The organism is Allotamlana fucoidanivorans, assembly GCF_006265225.1.
Classification (GTDB): Bacteria; Bacteroidota; Bacteroidia; order Flavobacteriales; family Flavobacteriaceae; genus Allotamlana; species Allotamlana fucoidanivorans.
In genome coordinates this window covers 40914-64344 of sequence record NZ_VDCS01000002.1, presented here as the reverse complement: position 1 = coordinate 64344, position 23431 = coordinate 40914, and the positions used below count along the sequence as shown (strand labels likewise).

General features: G+C 33.7%; 15 protein-coding genes. 12 read left to right on the top strand and 3 right to left on the bottom strand.

Going from position 1 to position 23431, the window contains the following annotated elements; translation table 11 throughout:
- The first annotated feature begins 5 nt into the window (after nt 1–5).
- The gene (locus FGF67_RS01900; protein ID WP_139694772.1) at nt 6–344 is read left to right on the top strand and encodes a DUF2853 family protein; all 339 of its coding nucleotides are present in this window, start codon (nt 6–8) and stop codon (nt 342–344) included.
- Between the two features lie 94 nt (nt 345–438).
- The gene (locus tag FGF67_RS01895) at nt 439–1269 is read left to right on the top strand and encodes a CvfB family protein (RefSeq protein WP_139694771.1); all 831 of its coding nucleotides are present in this window, start codon (nt 439–441) and stop codon (nt 1267–1269) included.
- Between the two features lie 124 nt (nt 1270–1393).
- Here FGF67_RS01895 and FGF67_RS01890 read toward each other — a convergent pair whose 3' ends face one another.
- The gene (locus tag FGF67_RS01890; RefSeq protein WP_139694770.1) at nt 1394–2593 is read right to left on the bottom strand and encodes an HYR domain-containing protein; all 1200 of its coding nucleotides are present in this window, start codon (nt 2591–2593) and stop codon (nt 1394–1396) included.
- Between the two features lie 212 nt (nt 2594–2805).
- Between FGF67_RS01890 and mnmE the strand changes: the two genes are divergently transcribed.
- Complete coding sequence (gene mnmE / locus FGF67_RS01885) at nt 2806–4206, top strand: tRNA uridine-5-carboxymethylaminomethyl(34) synthesis GTPase MnmE (protein WP_139694769.1); 1401 nt, start codon at nt 2806–2808, stop codon at nt 4204–4206.
- A gap of 62 nt (nt 4207–4268) precedes the next feature.
- Here mnmE and FGF67_RS01880 read toward each other — a convergent pair whose 3' ends face one another.
- Both FGF67_RS01880 and FGF67_RS01875 read right to left on the bottom strand, forming a co-directional pair.
- Nucleotides 4269–5693, bottom strand: coding sequence for a hypothetical protein (locus tag FGF67_RS01880; protein ID WP_139694768.1), 1425 nt, complete (start codon nt 5691–5693; stop codon nt 4269–4271).
- 22 nt (nt 5694–5715) lie between these two features.
- Nucleotides 5716–8286, bottom strand: coding sequence for a glycoside hydrolase family 3 C-terminal domain-containing protein (locus FGF67_RS01875; protein WP_139694767.1), 2571 nt, complete (start codon nt 8284–8286; stop codon nt 5716–5718).
- A 229-nt stretch (nt 8287–8515) separates the two neighbouring features.
- On the opposite strand from FGF67_RS01875, the gene FGF67_RS01870 reads away from it, so the two are divergent.
- From FGF67_RS01870 to FGF67_RS01830, 9 genes are all read left to right on the top strand, one after another.
- Nucleotides 8516–9688, top strand: a complete 1173-nt coding sequence (locus FGF67_RS01870; protein WP_139694766.1) for a hypothetical protein — start codon at nt 8516–8518, stop codon at nt 9686–9688.
- Nucleotides 9689–9877: 189 nt separating this feature from the next.
- The gene (gene glgP / locus FGF67_RS01865; RefSeq protein WP_139694765.1) at nt 9878–11518 is read left to right on the top strand and encodes an alpha-glucan family phosphorylase; all 1641 of its coding nucleotides are present in this window, start codon (nt 9878–9880) and stop codon (nt 11516–11518) included.
- A gap of 219 nt (nt 11519–11737) precedes the next feature.
- On the top strand, nt 11738–12337 hold the full coding sequence (gene nrfH, locus FGF67_RS01860; RefSeq protein ID WP_139694764.1) for a cytochrome c nitrite reductase small subunit: 600 nt from the start codon (nt 11738–11740) through the stop codon (nt 12335–12337).
- A gap of 13 nt (nt 12338–12350) precedes the next feature.
- A complete protein-coding gene (nrfA, locus tag FGF67_RS01855; protein WP_139694763.1) occupies nt 12351–13847 on the top strand; it encodes an ammonia-forming cytochrome c nitrite reductase in 1497 nt (498 codons plus the stop codon).
- An 83-nt stretch (nt 13848–13930) separates the two neighbouring features.
- Nucleotides 13931–17068 carry a cytochrome c biogenesis protein CcsA gene (gene ccsA / locus FGF67_RS01850; protein WP_139694762.1) on the top strand — a complete coding sequence of 1046 codons (3138 nt, stop codon included), beginning with the start codon at nt 13931–13933 and terminating at the stop codon, nt 17066–17068.
- Nucleotides 17069–17256: 188 nt separating this feature from the next.
- Nucleotides 17257–17706, top strand: a complete 450-nt coding sequence (locus FGF67_RS01845) for a hypothetical protein (protein ID WP_139694761.1) — start codon at nt 17257–17259, stop codon at nt 17704–17706.
- A 272-nt stretch (nt 17707–17978) separates the two neighbouring features.
- On the top strand, nt 17979–19304 hold the full coding sequence (locus tag FGF67_RS01840; protein ID WP_139694760.1) for a ubiquitin family protein: 1326 nt from the start codon (nt 17979–17981) through the stop codon (nt 19302–19304).
- A gap of 152 nt (nt 19305–19456) precedes the next feature.
- Complete coding sequence (locus tag FGF67_RS01835) at nt 19457–20896, top strand: T9SS type B sorting domain-containing protein (RefSeq protein WP_233243983.1); 1440 nt, start codon at nt 19457–19459, stop codon at nt 20894–20896.
- 2 nt (nt 20897–20898) lie between these two features.
- A complete protein-coding gene (locus FGF67_RS01830; protein WP_139694759.1) occupies nt 20899–23328 on the top strand; it encodes a PorP/SprF family type IX secretion system membrane protein in 2430 nt (809 codons plus the stop codon).
- The last annotated feature ends 103 nt before the right edge of the window (nt 23329–23431 follow it).

Sequence of the window (23431 nt, the reverse complement as noted above, 5' to 3'; positions counted from 1 at the left end):
GTATTATGAGTAAAAGAGACGAACTTATTGTTAAATACGCGGCAGATTTAAAAGACAAATGTGGTATTGATGCCGATATGGATTTATTAACCAAAGTGACTGTGGGTTGCGGACCATCAATATATAATGCAGATGCTTCTACCGTATCAGGATCAGATGAATCAGAACTTGAAACGGTAAAAAATAATTTCCTTATTAAAAAGCTAGGTTTAAGTGAAGGAGATAATTTAGATGAGGGTATTGCAGCTGTCATGGAACAATATGGAAAATCAAATAGAAATAAATACAGAGCTGTGGTATATTATTTACTAACCAAGCATTTTGGTAAAGAATCAGCTTATTAGTATACACTGAGACTATAAAAGGCGACACATTTACGTGTCGCTTTTTTAGTTTTAAATAAAATGTAACTTTCTTGAATATCATTACCTTTGCCGCATGATAAAATTAGGAGAAATAAATACATTGGAAATTTTCCGTGAAACAGATCACGGCATATATTTAGTTGATGAAGACAACAACGAGGTTCTTCTGCCTAACAGATATGTTCCAGAGCAATTTAAAATTTGGGATAAGATAAAGGTCTTTGTGTATTTAGATAATGAAGAAAGACCAGTGGCTACAACAGACATGCCTTTTATAGAATGTGGAGACTTTGGTTTGTTGCGATGTAATCAGGTGACTGAATTTGGTGCATTTCTTGACTGGGGATTAGTAAAAGAACTGTTTTGCCCTTTTAAAGAGCAGGCTTTTAAAATGAAACCAGGTGGGTGGTACCTTGTTTATTGCTATTTAGATGAGAGAACAGACCGTTTGGTCGCCTCAAGTAAAACCAATAGATTTTTAAATAATAAAAACCTAACTGTAAATCAATTTGATGAGGTAGACTTAATTGTGTCGCATCCTTCTGATATTGGCATGAACGTCATAGTGAATAAAAAACATGCGGGTTTAATTTATAAAGACAATATTTTTCAGGATTTAAGTGTAGGTGATAAACTAAAAGGGATTGTAAAAAAAATTCGTCCTGGAAATAAATTAGATATTGTTTTAGGGCAAGTAGGGTATAGAAATATTGAACCCAATGCTGCGCGTATACTTCAAGAACTTCAAGATAATAGCGGTTTTATGGCTCTTAATGATAAATCGAACCCAGAAGCCATTAAAGAGGTTTTGCAAATGAGCAAAAAGAATTTTAAAAAAGCGATTGGAAATCTGTATAAACAAAAAAAGATAGATATAAAATCAGATGGTGTTTATCTTCTGTAGCGTTTAGCGCATTATGTTTGTTTTCAAAGCATTATAGAGCATAATTTCAGGTAATTATTTAATAAATAAAAAAGGCTTAACTGCTATAGTTAAGCCTTTTTTGTTAAAAGTTTGTGGTCATGTTCTATTGGTCTTCCAATTTCCATGTTCTTACCCAATCATATTTGGTCGTTCTATCATCGATAGAACCTGTTGCAATAATATCATTATTACTATCTATAGGGTTCCAATCATAGGTTTCAATAGCCATGGTAATATATCCTTCAATATCAAAATCTGCAGGAGGGTTTGTTATGGTATGTGTTTGTTTTCCATCAAGATAGAATATCATTTCATTTGGAGATTTCCACCAACATCCATAGACAAAAAATCTGGAATTGTTTTTCTCGTTTAGTATTGTTTTAGCAGGGGATTGCTTTGCACCATCAACTTCAGTGTCACATGCTCTATCATGTCTCCAAGTATTTGATGCATAAATATTTGCAAAATTGGAAGCCCAACTATGTGTACCTTCATGAATACGCCCTACACATTCTTGAATATCCAATTCAAGCTTTCTTATAGGCCCAGTAGTACAATTTTGAGGGTATGCTATCCAAAATGTTGAAGACATGACTGTTTTATTAGCCTGCATTCTACACTCATAATACTGTCCATATTTCGCTTTGCTTTTTGAACGTAAAATAGCACCCCCATAAGTCCATGATTTATTGTTCACAGTTTTTGGAGAATCGAACTTTTCAACTGTAATATTTAGATATCCATTGTTAACACTTACATTGTCAGATTCAAATAGAGCAGGAGGTCGTCCGTACCAACCAAAGGGGTCTGATGCAGGATCTCTGTGCCATTTTGTGTCATCAAATTCAGCTCCATTAAATTCATCCGATAATTCTTCTACCTTAATCCATTTTTTTCCCACAGGGGCAGCAGATAGCCCATCAACTGAATATGGCATGTTTTCTTCAGGATATGACACAATTACATCAAAACTGCATGAGGATTCGTTCCCAGCAGCGTCTGTAACTACAAAGGTATTGGTTGTTGTTCCTAAAAGAAATTTTGAACCAGAGGCTAAACCAGATGTCTGTTTTGTTTTTGCTCCCGAATAGTTGTCTGTTCCTACTGGAGTATCATAATTCACTTCGGTGCCATCGCTGTGAACAGCAATGGTCACATGAATGTTGTCCATACAAGTAATGGTAGGAGGTGTTTCGTCTATTTCTTTTTCAGGCTCTTGGTTATTGTCATCGCTCTTACTGCAAGAATATGAGAATATAAAAAGGCTTAATATTGTTATAAATAAAAAATGATTTTTCAACATGCTATTTAAATAAGAATTAAAATTTTATGTAAAAATAGTAGTATGCACTTTTGTAGAGGAGCATAAATCTTGATTATACTATAACAAATGATTTTTGTCTAGGGTTTGTCAAGTTATAAGTTATTGTCTTTTATATGGATTTGGCTTAATAAGCATTAGATTTCAGTACAAGTATTAATAATTTCAGCAGGCATTTTTAGTATTTTTGTTGCATGATAAATCAAGATACCATAGTTGCATTGGCAACACCTGCAGGTGCAGGAGCTATAGCTATAATTCGCCTGTCCGGCAAGAAAGCCATCGCTATTGCTGACACATGTTTTAAGTCAGTAAAAAGTAATAAGCATCTTAGCAATCAACACACCCATACCATTCATTTAGGTCATATTGTTGATGGATTGAAAACAATAGATGAAGTTTTGGTGTCGGTATTTAAAAACCCTAATTCGTATACAGGTGAAGATGTGGTTGAAGTGTCTTGTCATGGATCAAACTATATTCAACAAGAAATTATTCAACTCTTCTTAAGAAAAGGATGTAGAATGGCATCTGCAGGAGAATTTACATTACGTGCATTTTTAAATGGAAAGTTAGATTTGAGCCAGGCAGAAGCTGTTGCTGATTTAATTGCTTCAGATAATGAAGCATCGCACCAAGTAGCGATGCAACAAATGCGTGGTGGCTTTTCATCTGAAATTGCCAAACTGCGTGAAGAACTTTTAAATTTTGCTTCTTTAATAGAACTGGAACTTGATTTTGCAGAAGAAGATGTAGAATTCGCGGATAGGACACAGTTTAAAGAATTAACAGAACGTATTAGTTTTGTGTTAAAGCGTTTAATTGATTCATTTGCTGTTGGAAATGTAATTAAAAACGGGATTCCTGTAGCCATAGTTGGAGAACCTAACGTGGGTAAATCTACCCTTTTAAATGTATTACTAAATGAAGAACGTGCTATTGTTTCTGATATTGCTGGAACCACAAGAGACACCATTGAAGATGAGATTTCTATTGGAGGTATTGGGTTTAGATTTATAGATACGGCTGGAATTAGAGAAACACAAGATGTAGTAGAAAGTATTGGAATCAAAAAAACTTTTGAAAAAATTGATCAAGCTCAAGTTGTCGTTTATCTGTTTGATGCCTTAGAAAGTAGTACTTCAGAAGAAATGCTTAAAAATTTGATTGTAGAAATAGAAAAAATAAAAAATAAATATCCTCAAAAACCACTCATAATAATTGCCAACAAGGTCGATAAACTTAATGAAGTTGAAACCCATAATTTGAAATCTCAAATAAAAGAAGTAGAACTACTGTCTGCAAAGACAGGATTAGGTGTAGAGTCCTTGAAAGAAAAATTGCTAAGCTTTGTAAATACCGGCGCTTTAAGAAATAACGACACAATTATTACAAATACAAGACATTATGACTCATTACTTAAAGCTTTAGATGAGATAAAAAAAGTAAAACATGGTTTAGAATCTGGATTGTCAGGTGATTTGTTAGCCATAGATATCCGTCAGGCATTATATTATTTTGGAGAAATTACAGGTGAAATTACAAACGATGATTTACTAGGCAATATATTTGCTAATTTCTGTATCGGAAAGTAACTAATATGCTGTAGTTAATCCTGTTAAAAAAAGTTCATATAGCATTTTACCCTCGTCCAAATCTACTTTGATGTCTCAGTTATTTCTTTAATTTGACTTTCTACTTGTTCTAAAGTTAAATCCTTAAACATTACAATTCTATCAATTTGAAGCCCATGAGATCTACCAATCAAATTAATGGTATATTCTCCAGGCTTTTTGAATTTTGCTGTTAACCACTTATGGTCTGTTTTTACTTCAGCAACACCATTTAAAACAAAGTCATTTTGACTTCTACCATAAAATTTTTCATACTGGGTTAGGTTATGTGATCCAGCAAATCCTATATCATCAGATAGATAAACATAAGCATCATTACCCTTATCCGTTCCTCGCTCATCCTTAGGTTGTCGCATCACCCATTTAACGGTATAATTGCCCGGAGTGTTTATTTTGAAGGTATATGAAATTTTATTTTTAACATCTGGTTTTTCATAGGCGTTGGCCCCATCATAATAAATAAATTTGCCGCTAGAAGCACTTGAATGGAACCCTAATTTCCATTTACCCTTAATATTAAATCGTTCAGCTTCAAAAACCAATAATCCATTTTTTTCTTCAACCTTCTTTTTTTCAAGAATACCATTATTAAACAAGGATTTTAACTTGGTCAAATTACCATCCTCATCACCTAATAAAAGATAATATACCATACCCGCATCAGAAACATCTGCTCCTCTTTTATCTGGATGAAAATGTAATCGACTATACAACCATTGAATACCTTCATCGTTATGATCTCTCATCCAATGAAAAGGAGTAAAGTTAGTTCCTGAACACCAAAGTTTGTCTGGTATGTTACAAGCGTTTTGATCTTTTATTTTTTTATACTTTATACGATTTTCACTAAGGATAATTGCTTGATTCATGGTATGATGTGATTTACGTCTTAAATGGTTATCATTATAGCCGCTATGCGAAATAACATATACATGGTTCAATGCCTCTATATTTCCATTTTCAATTACATGCTTTATGCTTAAATAGAAAAATTCTGAGGGTCCCATATGAATGAAGTATAATGGATCTTGGGCAGTAGATTTGGAAATTTCAGAGGCTAAATGTTTAATAGCGGTTTCAGGGTTTTCTGGTACATCAAAAAATCGCGAAGCATCATAGTTCCAGCGTGTAATAGCTCCGTTAACACCATCTGCCATGTAATTAGTTTCAGATGTGTGTTTTGGAGCAGCAATAAAGTTATTGTAAGAAAAATGAACAAGTTTGTCTTGTTTTGACAACTTGGCTATTAAAGATAAAGCCACTGGTGTTCCTCCCCAATCATCAGGGTCAGCTCTTGGCCAACGAGCCTCAGGATGAAAATCTGCTTGATTATTACCATCAGCACTTATTGCAATTCGATTATTATTATACCCCAAAGCTTGAGCAATTAGGCTTTTGGGTAAAAGAAACATTAATATTATTACACTTGCATATATTGGGATTTTCATAGTTTAGTATAGGTATAATTAGTTATTGTTTCTGTGGGTAAATATAGTAGGGTTTAATATCGTTAGGAGGTATTATTTTAATTGACTTGAGGCTTAAATGGCCTTGTGTTATAATTGCTTTTAGGGTAACCTCTTTTCCGTATTCTGGTGGAATTGGAATTTTTATAGAAAGCTTTCCAGACTTGGAGTTATTTTCATTTACATTATAGGTCTCAATTTCATTGGATAGCATCATCAAAGTAAATTCTGATTTAGGACTGTTTAATTCATAAATAATTTCGGCATCCCAAGTGTTAACATAAAACCCAGGATCATTAAAGGTTGTATTAAAGAGAATTCCAGATTCATCTTGGTTCAAGTCTTCATTTGCTGTTAAAAAGGATTTATCTTCATAAATATCGTCCCATTTTCCTTGTCTATTAGGGTTGTTAGTATTAAAATAACCACTTTTTTGACCAACTTTAATTTTTGGGATTTCCCCGCCTTCAACATTTAGCTCTTTGATAAAACTGGTATTCACACTTGAATTTCCTACCATAATTTTAAATACACCAGCTTCAACAACAAAGTTATTTTTTGAAACATCAAAATGAGAAAAGGCTTCATATGGAATTGGTATTTCAACATTTTTTGTTTGTCCCGCGGCAACATGCACACGTTTAAAACCTTTAAGTGCTTTCATTGGGGTTATCTGTGTTGACTGTACATCCTTTATGTAAACCTGTATTATTTCTTCGCCATCCATTTTTCCAATATTAGATATACTGACCGAAACCATAAGTGAATCACCTCTTTTTAAATAGGAGTTACTAGTAGAAATCTCGTTTATTTTAAATGTAGAATAATTTAATCCGTATCCAAAAGGGTAAAGTGCTTCCCCTTTATAGTACATATAGGTTCGACCTGTTTGAATATTATAGTCGTAAAAATCGGGTAAATCTTCATCATATTTATACCATGTTGAGGTTAGCTTTCCACTAGGGTTTACATTTCCAAATAATACATTGGCTAAAGCTGTACCTTGCTCTTGACCATTTGGCCAAGCACAGATAATACCAGGAATATAATCTTGTTCCCATGCAATTGCCGTGGGCCCACTAGGCACTAAAACAAGAATGACATTAGGGTTTACGTTTTGAACAGCTTTAATTAGTTTATGTTGATTTCCTGGTAGTTTTAAAGATTTTCTATCAACATTTTCTGTTGAAGTACTTTCATCATTTCCAACAACAAGAATTACTTGCTTTGATTTTTTAGCTAGGGTAACAGCTTCAGCTATTTTTATGTCATCATCTGAATGTGTGTTTACATAACACCCTTCAGCATAACTTACTTTGGTATCTGCATAATTTTGTATGCCACTTAAAGGACTAATTTTATTTTTAGGAAACCCTGAGTAAATACCCATCCAACATTTGTTTGCAAACGGACCGATAACGGCGATGCTTTCGATGTCTTTCTTTAAAGGAAGAACATTATCATTCTTCAACAGCACTATGGATTGCTCGGCAGCTTTTAAAGCCAGTTGTTTATGTGCATCACATTCTAAAACTGTTTTAGGTATTTTGGAATAAGGGTTTAACTTAGCATCATCAAAATCGCCTGTTTTAAAACGAAGTCTTATAAGCCTCTTTACAGTATTGTCTAATTCTTCTTCTGTGATTAATCCCTGTTCAATAGCAGGTTTTAAAGCGTCAACCATAGGGGCATAACGTTTGTTATTTCTGAAACACTCTTGGTCTACACCAGCCTTAATAGCCATAGCAGCTGCTTCTGGCTGTGATTTGGCGTAGTTCATGTTGGTTTCGATACCTTGTACTGCTGCCCAGTCGGCAATAACATAACCCTTAAAGCCCCATTCTTCTCTTAAAACCCCATTAACAAGCCAATGATGAGCAGAACAAGGAATACCGTTAAGTCCATTTAAAGCGGTCATAATTCCTGTGGCCTCTTCATCAACAATACAGGTTTTATAGGCGGGAAAGTAATATTCATATAAATCTTTTTTATTGATATAAGAATGTATTTGTTCTCTTTTATAGTCTATATTATTTGCCACAAAGTGTTTTACTGTAGTTACTGTTTTTAAATAGTGTTCATCATTACCTTGCATGCCTCTTACATACATCCGTGCCATTTCAGACATAAGAAATGGATCTTCACTATAACACTCTTCGTTTCGTCCCCACCTAGGATCACGAGCCATGTTAACGGTAGGGGAAAACATCATAACCTCTTTCTCTCCTATATTTTTTAATGCTCTCGCCTCATTTGAAATGGCTGTGGCTACTTCATACATCAGGTCAGGGTTCCAGGTACTTCCCATAGCTATATTTTGAGGAAACTGTGTACAATTCCATGCAATAATACCATGAAGCGCTTCACCATACCATTCATAATCAGGAATTCCTAACCGCTCAATACCAGGTATTTTTGATCCACAATAACCAATTTTTTCTTCCAAAGTCATTTTTGAAATCAAATCATTAACACGGTTGTTAATACTTTCATTAGGATTTTTCCAAACTTGGGCGTGGGTTATGTTGCTTGTAAAAGAACATAGAATAATAAGATAATTTAAAATGCACTTCATTTTATTCTTGCTATATATATGGTTGTTTTTTATAATTCTAAGTATCTTTTCCGAAAAATAAATACTTACTAAAGCATTACAAGATTAAAAAAAGGTGTAGACTTAAATAGCAAATGTATCTGTAAAACAGTTAATTCCACTGTGTTTTAATAGTTAAAAGCAGGAATATTTATATATAAAGTACTATGAATTATATAAGATAGATTGTAAAAATATCACTATTTAAATTATGAATACTGAAGTGGATAAAAAGGATATTGAAACTTGTTTAAAAGACATTTGTCGGCATCCAATTTTTGTAAAATCTTCTTCAAGTATTAGTCTCCTTAGTTATTTAGTAAATAAAGCCATTAACCATGAAGATGTAAAGGAATACACCATTGGTTATGAGCTCTTTCCTAAAAACTACATTGACGATAAAAACGATGGTATAGTTCGTTCACATATGTTTAAGCTTAGAAAAAAATTACGCGCCTATTATGCTGATCCAACTATTAAACCAGACCTAGTTTTCGAGATAAAAAAAGGACAATATAACCTTAGTTTTATAACGCCTAAAGTATATAATAAAGGACATAAGCTATTAACTTCAATTGATATTCCAGTAAGCTATCTTAAAATTTTAATAATTTCAGTAGCGTTAATTGTTTTGATGGGTTTCGCTTTAAATGTATTACTACAACCTACTTCAAAGATTTGGGGTGATATATTTAATTCAGATGCAGCAAAAATGGTTGTCATTTCAGATCAATATGTCGTTATGAAAATAAATCACAACGGCATAGATCAAGCAACTCTATTTAAAGAAATAAACAGTGATGAAGATTTATTGAAATATAAGAATAAGAACCCTGAAGAAAATATTGAAAACACTGATTTTACTTTGATGAGTAAAATGGCACCTTATGGCACAAAAATACTTAGTGATTGGTTCAATAAAAACAATAGTGAGTTTAACCTTCAATTAGAAAGTGATTTGAAGTTTGATGATTTTCAGGACAACCATGTTATTTTTATAGGTCAATTTAAAACTATGAATGTTTCTAAATCCCTTTTTCTAAAAGAAAGTAACGTATTTTCAATTTACAAGGATGGTTTTAAATATGATTTTGATGGCGTAAATAAGGTTTATAATACAATATTTAAGAGAAATAGTAAGGTAGAATACGCCATGGTTTCATGTGTTTGGTCAAATCATAATACATGTAGATTTTATTTTGTTTCTAATAATGATATTGGTGTTATTGCAACCTTAGAACTATTTACCAAAAATCAATGGCTTAAGGAGTTTCAAGATAAACTTCCTGATAAATCAAACGGATTTAATGCTTTGTTTAAAGTTAGTGGGCTTCATCGTACCGATATGGCTTGTGAGTTAGTTGAATTGGAACTATTGAATTAATTGACCACTAAAAATTTATCCGTTAATTTCTAAAAAAGACTATTTGATTTCATAGAATGAGATTAAGGTCATTGGTCTTATAGAAAATCTTTTCTTATAAACTTAATATTAAAATAGTGTTATGATGATATTTATCATATAATCAATTAACTTCTTTTGGCTAAGTTTACTGCATAAAACATTTGAATCATGAATAAAGAGTATACAACCTGGTATCATCCCTATGAACCTAACCCTGAGTATAGCAAAAAAGTAGCCTATTTTAGTATGGAATTTGGTATTCATCAGTCCTTTAACATATATTCTGGAGGTCTTGGTTTTCTGGCGGGATCGCATATGCGCTCAGGTTATGAGTTAAAACAAAACATGATCGGTGTTGGTATGCTATGGAAGTATGGTTACTATGATCAGGCAAGAAATGAAGATCAAACGTTGCGTACAGAATTCAATGAAAAGCACTTTGATTTTTTAGAAGACACAGGAATTGAAGTAGAGGTAAAGCTTCATGATAACCCGTATGTAAAGGTTAGAGCCTATATTTTAAAACCTGAGATTTTTGGTACGGTTCCTATGTACTTTTTAAGTACCGATGTTGATGGCAATGATCATTTATCAAGAACCATAACTAATCATTTATATGACCGAAATCCAGTAACACGGGTGTCTCAAAGTATTGTTTTAGGAATTGGAGGTGCTAAAGTTGTAGAGGCTTTGGGAGGAGCAGACACCTATCATTTAAATGAAGGCCATGCGTTACCTGCGTTTTATTACTTAAGAGATAGAGGAATCACTAAAGATCAAATGGTTTTTACTACACATACACCCGAAAAGGCAGGTAATGAAGAACGAGAAGCACGGCATTTAAACAGATGTGGCTTTTTTGGGCGTACCTTAAGTGATGATGAATTACAGAGAGAAATGGTAAACGGCGGCATGATCAATTACACTATTTCAGCACTCAGGATGTCAAGAAAAGCGAATGGGGTATCAAAACTACATGCCAAAGTGGCCAATGATATGTGGAAAGACTATGACGGTATTTGTGATATTATTCCCATTACAAATGCACAGAATCAAAAATTTTGGCATGATGACAAAATAAAGGAAGCTTGGATTAATAAAGATTCTAATAGCTATAAAGCCCGAAAACTTGAATTAAAACAAGAATTATTCCTTGAAGTAAAAAAGCAAACAGGCAAGGATTTTAATCCAAATGTATTAACTGTAGTATGGGCAAGACGCTTTGCCGCCTATAAAAGAGCCGATTTATTACTTCATGATTTTGATAGATTTAAAAGACTCATACATAATCAGGATAGACCTATTCAAATTATCTGGGCAGGCAAACCTTATCCGTTTGATTTTGATGCCATCAACACATTTAATCATTTAGTGCATAATTCTAAATACGAACCAAATTTAGCCGTACTTATTGGTTATGAAATAGATTTATCTAGAAAATTAAAGTGTGGTTCCGATGTCTGGTTAAATACACCAAGAATAACCCGTGAAGCATCTGGAACAAGTGGTATGACGGCTGCTATGAATGGTTCGGTAAATGTGTCAACTAATGATGGGTGGATTCCTGAGTTTGAAAAAGATGGAGAGAATTGTTTTGTGCTTCCCGCTTTAGATTATAAAATGCCTATTTGGGATCAAGATAAGTTAGACACAGAAAATTTGTATAAAATTTTAGAAGACCGTGTCATACCTACCTACTATAATCAACCAGATAAATGGCAAGATATTGTATTTACTGCTATGAATGATGTGATTCCCGAATTTACTACGTATAGAATGGCTGATGATTATTATAAAAAACTTTTTTAATTAAAGTAGAAAAGTATGACAAATGTTATGTTTCAAAAAAAAGGGAAGAAATATATTTGCATGTGTTGTGAGAATAAATAAATTATTTTAACTTTACTTTAACTAACGCTAATTAACCTTGAATTTCCACCTATTTTTTATTCGGTTTTTTAAGTCATTGGTAATGAGTCCAAGTGATAAAGGTACGCGTTGTTATTTATAAAACTATAGCGAATAATATTGAAGCGTAAAAAAGAAATATTACCACCAAAGACATCCAGATGGCGAACCACCGCGGTTTTCTTCATTGCGGTTATAGTTGGTTTAGGTTTGTTCATGGCGAGAGAATCTAAGATTCTATCATATATGTCTGATGATCCTCAGGCTTGTGTAAATTGCCATGTAATGACACCAGTTTATAACAGTTGGATGCATAGTTCTCATCGTGAATGGGCAAAATGTAATGATTGTCACGTACCCCACGATAATGTTTTTAATAAATATTATTTCAAAGCCAAAGATGGGATGTATCATGCTTCTGTTTTTACTTTGAGAGCAGAACCTGATGTGATTAAAATGAAAGAGGCCTCACAAGAAGTGGTGCAACAAAATTGTATTCGCTGCCATGTTCAGCAGGTTACCCAAACAAAATATGATGGTTGGATAGAAGACCATAGAGATAATAGAACCGGACGCCAATGTTGGAGTTGTCACAAGCAAGTACCGCATGGAAAAGTTCATGGTTTATCAACAATTAAATTTAACGTAGCACCCTTACCCACAGACCAAGAAGATGAACTTGTAATTCCTGAATGGATGCAAGAGCAGATTAAAGACTAACAAAGTATAGCAGATGAAAAACAAAGTATTATTTATCGTAACCGTTATTGTGGTATTTCTTTTAGGATTATTGGCTTCCAGTATTGTAAACCGAAAATCTGAAGCGAAGTACAAATATGTTCCTCAAGTTAATATTGCAGAGAACGAACCAAGAAATGAAGTCTGGGGAGAAAATTTCCCTCTAGAGTATCAATCCTATTTGCAAACATTAGACACAACATTTGCTTCTATGCAAGGAGGTTCTGCTATGCGAGATGTTTTAGAAGAAGACCCCAATTTAGTCGTATTATTTGCAGGGTACGGATTCTCTAAAGATTATAATCAAGGTAGAGGACATGCTTATGCTGTTGAAGATATTCACAATACATTAAGAACAGGAGGTCCAAAAGGAAAAGGAGACGGACCAATGCCAGCTACGTGTTGGACCTGTAAAAGTCCAGATGTTCCACGTTTAATGAATGAGATTGGTATAAAAGAATTTTATAGTGGTAAATGGGCTGATAAAGGTGAGGAAATTGTAAATCCTATTGGCTGTGCTGATTGTCATAACCCAGAAACAATGAAACTACGTATTAGCAGACCTGCACTGGTAGAAGCCTTTGAATCTATGGGTAAAGATATCAATCAAGCTACCCATAATGAAATGCGTTCTTTAGTGTGTGCGCAATGTCATGTTGAGTATTATTTCAATAGTAATTTACCAGGAAAAGAGGGCACCCCTTATTTGGTGTTCCCTTGGAAAGATGGTATGACTGTTGAAGATATGGAGGCTTACTACGATAATATTGAGTTTAAAGATTGGACACACAAGTTAAGTAAGGCACCTATGCTAAAAGCACAGCATCCAGGTTACGAAACATTTACCACGGGTGTTCATGCAGATAGAGGTGTTTCATGTGCAGATTGTCATATGCCTTACAAGAGTGAAGGTGGACAAAAGTTTACAGATCACCATATTCAATCGCCTTTAAATAATACCTCAAATGCTTGTCAGGTTTGTCATAGAGAGGAATCGAATAAATTAATTGCTAATGTTTATGATAGACAGCGTAAGGCTACCGAGAATCGTTTAAAATTAGAAGACCTATTAGTAAAGGCACATATTGAAGCTAAAAAATGCTGGGATTTAGGAGCTACAGAAGAGCAAATGAAACCTATACTAACTGATATTCGCCATGGCCAATGGCGCTGGGATTACTCTGCGGCAGCACATGGCGCATCATTCCATTCTCCAGTAGAAATAGGTAGAGTTATTGGTAGCGGATTGGTGATTGCGCAAGAAGCACGAGTAAAATTAGCCAGATTATTAGCTGAACTAGGGCACAATGCACCAGTGGATATGCCAGACATCTCTTCAAAAGAGAAAGCTCAAGAATACATTGGCTTAGATATGGAAAAACTAAGAGCAGAGAAAGCCGAGTTTAAAAAGAATTTATTACCTAAATGGTTAGAGGCAGCAAAAGAACGTGAAGATAAAATGCCTATAAATGCGGTTTCAGCTGCAAACTAGCCTTGATTACATAATAAAAAAAAGCATGAGTAAAAGATACCTTAATTGTTTAAGGTATCTTTTAGTTTATAATACAAAGATGTATGAATAAAGTGTACCGATTTTTCGCGTCACCAAAGTTGGCTGTACTACTGCTGGTAACCTTTGCCATTGCAATGGCTACAGCTACCTTTATTGAAAATGATTTTGGAACAGCCACTGCCTGGAAAATGATTTATGATGCTTGGTGGTTTGAAATAGTGATGCTTGGTTTAGGCCTTAGCTTTTTAATGAATATTTTTAAATACAAACTTTGGCGATTAGAAAAGTGGGCTTTACTCATGTTTCATCTTGCTTTTATTGTTGTATTAATAGGAGCTGGAATAACACGTTATGCCTCTTATAGTGGGGTTATGCGCATTAGAGAAGGTGCAACATCTAGTACCATTATATCAACCGATAATTATCTGCACGCTCATTTAACTGAAGGAAATACATCACGTTCCATTCGAAAAAAATTAAGTTTTTCGCCACTTAGTGATAATGATTTTGAATTGGTTTCTAGTTTTAATGATAAACCAGTTCATATTTCTTATAAGCAATTCGTAGCAGATGCTGTTACTCAAATAGAAGATGATGTAGACAACGGAGTGCCTACCATTCAAATGGTGGTTTCCTTTGGACATGGTAGAGAAACAGTCTTTTTAAAACAAGGTGACATTAAAGTTTTAGGACAGCATGATAGAAAACTTGGTTTTGGTGTTGAAAAACAAGGCATCATCAATGTTATGAATGATAATGACACATTTAAAATCAAGTCTCCTAGGGATTTAGCAACGTTTGTAATGGCTACTGAAGCGGCTAGCACCATAAAAAAAGATAGCCTGTATCCTCTTAACTTTAGAACACTGTACAGAGATGGTGATGTTTCATTTGTACCCTTGTCTTATCATCCAAAAGGCAAAGTGGTACTTGTCAGCGGAGCAGAGAAACCTAAAGACAATGATAAGCAGAAAGATGACACCTTGCTAATAAATGTAAGCGTTGGCGATGAAGAAAAAGAAGTACAACTAATTTATAAGGAAGGTTTTTTGCCTACCAACCATGAGGTTATTGTTAATGGCGTTAAAGTAATCCTTTCATATGGCGCAGAACCTATTAAAACACCTTTTGCAATTCAGCTAGACGATTTTCAGCTAGAACGTTATCCCGGCTCTACCAGCCCTTCAGCCTATGCTAGCGAGGTAACGGTGATTGATAATGACGAACAAATGCCTTACCGCATCTTTATGAATAATGTTTTAGATTATAAAGGATACCGCTTTTTTCAGGCCAGTTATGACACAGATGAACAAGGTACTGTATTGGCCGTTAATTATGACGCTCTAGGTACTAATATTACCTATTTAGGCTATTTTTTAATGATGGTTGGTATGTTCTTTACGCTTTTTGGGAAGTCCTCAAGGTTTCATGTAATAAATTCAAAACTTAAGGCATTAAAGCAAAAACAAGTCACTTTAGTTCTCATATTTTTATGTGTTACATGGGTTTCGTTCGGACAATCAGAAGCACCTACTATAAATATTGAAACGCTCAAGCAACTTGAAATAGACGAACAACATGCTGACATGTTTGGACGATTGATGGTACAAGATTTAGATGGTAGAATAAAACCAATGAATACCTTGGCATCAGAGTTTTTAAGAAAGCTTTCGCGAAAGCCTTACTTTAAATTTACTCACAACGGAAAACACATCACCTATTCGGCAAATCAAGCATTTTTGGGTATGCAAGCAGCTACTAATATTTGGCAGTTTATTCCCATTATAAAAGTAGATGTTAAAAAGGGCGGCGGGCTTTTTGAAAATCTTCAGGTTAGTGAAGATGGTTTAGTGGCATTTACAGACCTACTTGATGCCAACGGAAAATATTTATTAGGGGAGGCTGTAGAAAAAGCAAATAAAAAAAAACCAGCAGAAAGAAATGAGCTTGACAAGGAGATTATTAAAGTTGATGAACGATTCAACATTCTGTATAATGTATTTTCTGGTAATTATTTTAAAGTCTTTCCCAATAGTAATGATGCTAATAATAAATGGCACAGCCAAACACATCATTTTCAAGATTTCCCTGAAGAAGATGCAAAGTTTGCTCAGCAAATAATACCAGCATATTTTAAAGACGTCAATGCTAAACGATGGATTGAGGCCAGTGAAAAATTAGAATACATCAAAACATTTCAAGATGTTATAGGTGAAGATATTATTCCTAGCAAAAAGCGTGTTGAAGCTGAACTTTGGTATAACCAACTCAATTTGAACTTTTGGTTGTTTCAAATATGTTTCTCTTTAGGAGGTTTATTGTTAGTATTAGCTATTCTAAAAATATTTTCAAAACAGAAATGGATTAATATTTTTTGGGAAATATTGGTTTTGCTTAGTCTCATTACTTTCTTGCTTTTTACTGGCAACATCATATTGAGATGGTATGTGGCACAGCATGCGCCTTGGAGTAATGGTTATGAAATGTTAGTTTTTGTGGCCTGGGTACTTTTGCTATGCGGCTTATTAACCTTTAGGAAGTCTGATTTTTCGTTACCATTAGCCACTTTATTTTCAGGTGCCTTACTTTTTGTAAGTTACCTTGATTGGTTGAGCCCGGAAATCACAAACCTTATGCCTGTTTTAAAATCGTATTGGTTAAAAATTCATGTAGCAACTATTGTTAGCAGTTATGCGCCATTAGCACTTTCGGCTGTATTAGGATTTATGGCTTTGTTATTAATGATTTTTAAAACAAAGAAAACAAAGAAAGAAATTGATATTCGTATTAAAGAGCTTACCTATATAAATGAAATTTCCATGACTATTGGGCTGTTTGTTCTTTCTGTAGGAACATTTTTAGGAGGTATTTGGGCTAATGAATCTTGGGGGCGTTATTGGGCTTGGGATCCTAAAGAAACCTGGGCACTTATAAGTATTATTGTATATGCCGTGGTTTTACATTTAAGGCTAATACCTAGTTTAAAAAGTAAATATGTTTTAAATGTAGCAAGTGTTTTTGCTTTTAGTTCAATAATAATGACCTCTTTTGGTGTAAATTATTACTTATCTGGTCTACATAGCTATGCGGCTGGTGATCCTTTACCTATTCCTAAGTTTATATATGTAATTATCGCAATTGTATGTCTAGTAGCTATTTTAGCCTATTTAAAAAAACGATATTTTCGTGTAAACTATTGATATTTAACAACTTAAAGTTATGAGCTAATATGCTTTTAGGAAGGGTATTTAAAAATGATAAGAGCACTCTTGTCTTTAAATATGTTGTATTCGCTTACATATTTGTAAAATGTTTTAAAAAATTCGACAAAACGCTTGTTTTTTTCGTTTAATTACATAAATTTGCTGTACATCCCTAAATTATACTTATGAAAACGAAAATTATTTTATTAAGTTTTAGTCTTTTTTTGGTAACTGGCTTTGCATTTGCACAAAAAAAAGACAAAGGACCTAAAAGCATAATTAGCGAAAAAGTAACGATAAAAAAGTATCATAATAAAGAAGAGTTAGAGCGCATGTCTAAAGGTGAATTGGTATCGCTTTATACAGAAAGAAACGAGGTCCTTACCAGTACTTTGCCGTACATTGCTTTTGCTACCAAGCCTGGAATTACTATGACAACCTTAGGTATTCCTGAAACAAATGACAATAGAAAAGCGCTTGATGATCAGTTTGATAATACTGAAGGTTATTTAGAAAACACATTAGAATTTCACCAACAGTATTTACCTTATTCAGATACCAGAAATTTGATAGCAGCCATATTGTTTTATGAAGAAATCATGAAATCGTTGCATCAATATAATGAATTTAGATAGAGTAGGAAGTAAGGTCGCCAATTTATATAATTTATTTATTGAGAGTATTAAGTTGAAAATGTTTTCAATTTGATGCTCTTTTTGTTTGTAAATACCTCTAAGCTTGTAGATAATTTTTTTCTGAATACATGTATTTCATCGATAGAAATTTTCGACAAATTGTTAAAAATTAAGTATTTTATCGAAATAATTGGTATTTCATGGATTTTTATCTACATTTGAATGATTAATTAATTTAAACCATATTAGTAAATAACTACAAATTGTTGATTATGAAAAATTTTGCCCAAATCGTTTTCATATTTCTTTTTGCTTTTTCAAACACTTTTGCTCAACAAGAAAAAGGAATTATAGGAGTTAATAACTGGCTCAATAATTGGACTGAGTTTAAACCTAACACACAAGATTATGGTGAGCCTACTCAAATTCTTACAGGAAAAATAGCCCTGGATAAAAAACTTATAAAACGACACGTATATTTATTGGTGGGCGATGTATTTGTTACCAATAATGCTGTGCTTACTATAGAGCCAGGTACTGTTATTCTTGCTGATTATAAATCAAAAGCTTCGCTAACTATTACCAAAGGATCTGGCATTATTGCCGCAGGAACAGAAACAGACCCTATAGTCTTTACATCAAATAAAACTGTAAAAAGAGCAGGTGACTGGGGAGGCATCATTATTCTTGGAGACGCCGCCACAAATAAATTTGGTAATGGTTCAGTGGCATCCTTTTATTCGCAATTAAATCCTGCCGATTATATTTATACTAATTATGGCGGTGAAGATGTGAATAGTAATTCGGGCTTATTACAATATGTAAGAATTGAGTATGCCGGAAATAGAATAAAAAACTCTGAATATTTTAATGGTTTATTGCTAGCAGGTGTAGGAAAAGAAACGGTTTTAGAACATATTATGGTAAGTTATTCTGCTGGAAACTCTTTTGAAATATGGGGTGGTAACTTACGCTTAAATCAAGTAGTGTCTTATAAATCCAATAATAACGATTTTAAAATTAATTATGGAGCGCAATGTGAACTTGCTAATTCATTAGCTATCCGGTCTCCATACATATCAAGTAGTGCTGGCCCAAAATGTTTAATGGTATCTTCTTATAATAAAAAAGAGGAGATAGATTTTACAAAAAAATTAACTGCAGTTTCGGCAAAAAATTTAACCTTGCTTAATTCTAGTGAAAGCTTAAAAGAAGATATAAAAATGGGCTTAGTAAACGAAGCTGTTTTTGTTGGAGAAAGTGCATCACTAGACATGAATAAAAGTGTCATCTCTGGTTTTAATCCTGCTGTTATTTTTGACAGTAAGATTGTTATAAATCAACATAACTTAGAGCGCATTAAGTTTACAGATATGTATTTTAACAACTGTAATGGAAATATATTTGTTGAAAATAATTCAAACAATGAAGACCTTGAAAACTGGTATGGTAATCATGCCTTCTTTAATGTCTATTCAAAAGGGCCTGATGCAGAAACATTTATTGATGTTGCTAGCTCAAAAAGACCTGATTACCGGTTGCGAATTAATAAAATTATAGCTTCAAATGAAGTGGATTCAGATTTGAGAGATAATTAAAAAAGTTTTGCTAGTTACGGATTACCTACCTATCTCAATCACGTCAATCTATTCAAACTAAATATTAAAACAGGACTATTTATAAAGTGATATTTACACTTTATAAATAGGCTTGTATCTCAAGTGAAGGCTAATTGACCAAAATTATGGACATGAGAAGTTTTAAGTTCTATCATATTATTTGCATCATAACCTTGTTTTTTACAAGTACTTCTCAAGGGCAATTAGTAATAAGCAAGCCTAATTTAGGGTTTACTCAGGCTTGTGCAAGCCCTTCATTTAATACCTATTATGTTAATTTTTCGTTTTCTCCTGAAGATGGGCTGGAGGCTTCAAATCAATTTATTATTGAGTTATCAGATAGTGATGGTAGTTTTGCAAATGCAGAAGTCATTCACACTACTGGTGTAGCAGAGTTCACCACTAATCCTGTGAGTATCCCTTTTTCTATGCCCGTTACGGTTTCAGGCGAATCATATAAAGTTAGAATAAAGAGTACGTCTCCAGCTGCTACAAGCACAGGGTCAGTAGATTTTGCAGCTTATTATAAAAATCAAGACAGTCCGTTTTCTATAAATAATCTTATTGAAACAGGAAGCTTTTGTGCTGGAGGAAGTTATATTTTAACTATTGATAATCCAGGAGGTCCAGACAATGATTCTCCTTTACAATATCCTTCTTTAACCTACAACTGGTATAAAGAAACTAGCTCAACTCTAAAAGAGTTTGTAGCATCAGGAGAAAGTTTAAATGTTACAGAATCGGGTACCTATTTTGTAGAAACGAATTATGGTAGTTGTACATCCAATTCCTATTCAAATAGAGTCACGATTACAGAAGCGTCTTCGGGTGTTTCTAGTAGTATAAATTCTAGTAAAGGAAATCCCTATTGTATTTCAGAAGGTGGCACTACTTTAAGTACAATCAATGGAGAAGGATATCAATGGTTTAAGGATGGTGAGCGTATAGATGGCGCTACCAATCAAACGTATGAAACAAATGAGTCTGGCGTATTTTCTGTAAGCATTGATTTAGGAAATTGCAGCACAAGTGCCTCTATAGATTTAGATAATACAGGGTTTTCAAGTAGTCTAAATGTTTCGGAAGATAATATTATTCATGAAGGCGAAACTATATCGGTTATAGTAACCACTTCTGCAACCAATCCAACATTTGAATGGTATTTAAATAATACCGTTATTTCAGGCGCAACAACAAGTGCTTATACCGTTTCTGAACCAGGAAGTTATAAAGTAAAAGTAAGTCAAACTATGGGCTGTATAGCTTCTAGTGATTTAGTTTTTAATGTAAGAACACCGTTTCCCGATGTAGCTAATATTCCTAATCTCATTAGCCCTAATGCCGATGGTATAAACGATACCTGGATAATACCACAAGCCTATGTAGAGGGTACAAATACATCGGTAACCATATTAAGTCCTAAGGGCGAAATTGTTTTAAAAACCACAAACTATCTTAATGACTGGCCGCAGTCACAAATTGAATTTTCAAACGTTAACCCTATTTATTATTACGTTATTGAAACGTCTGATGGTATAATAAAAAGGGGATCAATAACCATTGTAAAATAGTTATGACCAAGTATATTTTACATATTATACTATTTTTTTGCATGGTTCAAAACCTTTTTGCACAAGAAGATGGCGTGGTTGCTTATCATGTTCCCATACGAACATCACTAAAATTCAACAGACAATTCATTAACCCCACATTTAGTTTTGTAAGAGAGCAAAATAAGTATATAAGTTTTTACAATAAACGGGAGTGGGTACAATTTGATGATGCGCCGCAAACCTATCTATTTGGATACTCAGGAAGATTTAGAGAAAATATTGGTGCAGGTTTAAGTTTGTTTCAGCAAAACTACGGAGTGTTAAATACGTTTGGTGCTAACTTGAATGTGGCTTATAATGCCGCTTTAAATCGGTTTAACAATTTAACATTTGGTTTAAATGTAGCGTTTTATAAAAGTGGTATTAATGAGGGCAAGGTGGTTACTAATTTTCCAGACCCTTCTTTAAATAATATACCTTCAAATACGGTTATAGCCATAAATCCAGGTATAAATTACGGTACAGACTTTGTTGATTTTGGACTTGCTTTAAACAATGTTGTGGCGTATAATCTAACAACTTCAAAAATCATTGAAGAGAACCCAGAGCAAAGTCTACAAGTACACGCCATGTACACAGGATATATGGAAGGGCGCGGCTTTTTTGACGAAAGCAAATTTTCGGCATTAGTACGATCTGAGTTCAAAAAGAATCAAACGGTTATCTCTGGTATTGCTATGTTAACCGTTCCTAAAGGACTTTGGGGGCAAGTAGGATATAGTACTTTTTATGGTTTCTCAGCAGGAATAGGACTCAATATAAGTTCACAAATAGCCATAGAGTACAATTTTGAAAAAGCTATAGGAGATATATCTGTTTTAGGGCATTCACATGACATAACCTTAGCCTACAAATTTAAAAATAACAACAGGTATAATTATAGCGGTGATGATGATGAACAAGCATTGCTCATTCAAGATAAAAAGAAATATAGACGTGTAGTTCACACAAAACCAGACCCTAGAAAGAATAAAACTGCAACAAATACATCGGTTAAAGAGGTAAACAAAAAGAATGTTGTTACCGAAAGTGGTGGAGCAGCAGTCATTCCTGTACATCTGGGGACAGAAACAAAAGATTCGAAAGCAGAACAAGAAGTCCTAGCACGTCAAAAGGCTGAAGAAGAAAAACAAGCACAAATAGCTGATGCAGCTAGAATTAAAGAAGAAGAGCTGTTGAAACAACAAGAAGCAGCTAGACAAGCTGAAGCCCTAGCACGTCAAAAGGCTGAAGAAGAAAAACAGGCACAAATAGCTGAGGCAGCTAGAATTAAGGAAGAAGAGCTGTTGAAACAACAAGAAGCTGCTAGACAAGCTGAAGCCCTAGCACGTCAAAAGGCTGAAGAAGAAAAACAGGCACAAATAGCTGAGGCAGCTAGAATTAAGGAAGAAGAGCTGTTGAAACAACAAGAAGCTGCTAGACAAGCTGAAGCCCTAGCACTTCAAAAAGCGGAAGAAGAAAAACAAGCACAAATAAATACTGCTACCGAAACTGCAAATAAAGTTGAGGAGCCTGTATTACAAGGAGAGGGTGTAGAAGAATTGAAAGATATTACTGAATCAGCCAATGATACCAAAGATGCACAACAAGAATTAATAACGCAGTTAATTGAACGAATTGATGTAAAACAAAAAGATCTTATCGATTTAAAAGAAGAGAATGATTTAAGCGAACAAGGCATTTATCAAGCACCAAAAGCATTTAAGAGCGTATCGGCTGAAAATGCTCAAATCAAAGCAATAAGCTTACAAATAGATCAAGCAATTAATGTTCAAGAAGAAAAAATTAATAATTTACAAGAATTGTATAATGAGCGTCTTAAAAAGGTAAGAAACAAAAATGATCAAGTTAATATGGCCTTTCAAGAGAAAATTGAATCTCTTAAAAATGACCAATTAGAGATTATAAAGACGAAAAAGGAATTACTAGAAAAACTTGATAAAATAAACGAAGCTACTGAAGTTGAAAGAAAACGCAGAATAAAGAGAGCTTTATACGATAATGAAGAAGATAGATATAAGAAGGACAGAGCTGCATTAAGTAGAATTAAAAATAATACCGCACTAAGTGAAACACCTCTAAAAGCATCTGATTTTGATTCAGGTGAAGAATTAAACAATATTGTTATCGTTAAAGACGTTAAACATGTTAATAGCGGCTATTATTTAGTGGTTGCAGTCCATTCTGATGTGAATAAGCGAGATGCGTTTATTGCCAAAGCTGTTGCGGCTGGTGAAACTAATATAGATTTCTTTTATGATGTTAATACAAGCAAATACTATATCTATTATCAACAATACGATAATCTAGATCAGGCACAGCGAGCCCATGAGGCGAAAGGTAGTCAACCTTATAATGCAAAAATGTCTATTGTAAAAATAGAAAACTAAGTACTTCAAGAGTTTTAAAACCTATTTATTAAGAGTTTCTACATTGCTATACATGTAGAAACTCTTTATTTTAACATTATTAATCTTACTTTTATTTTAATAT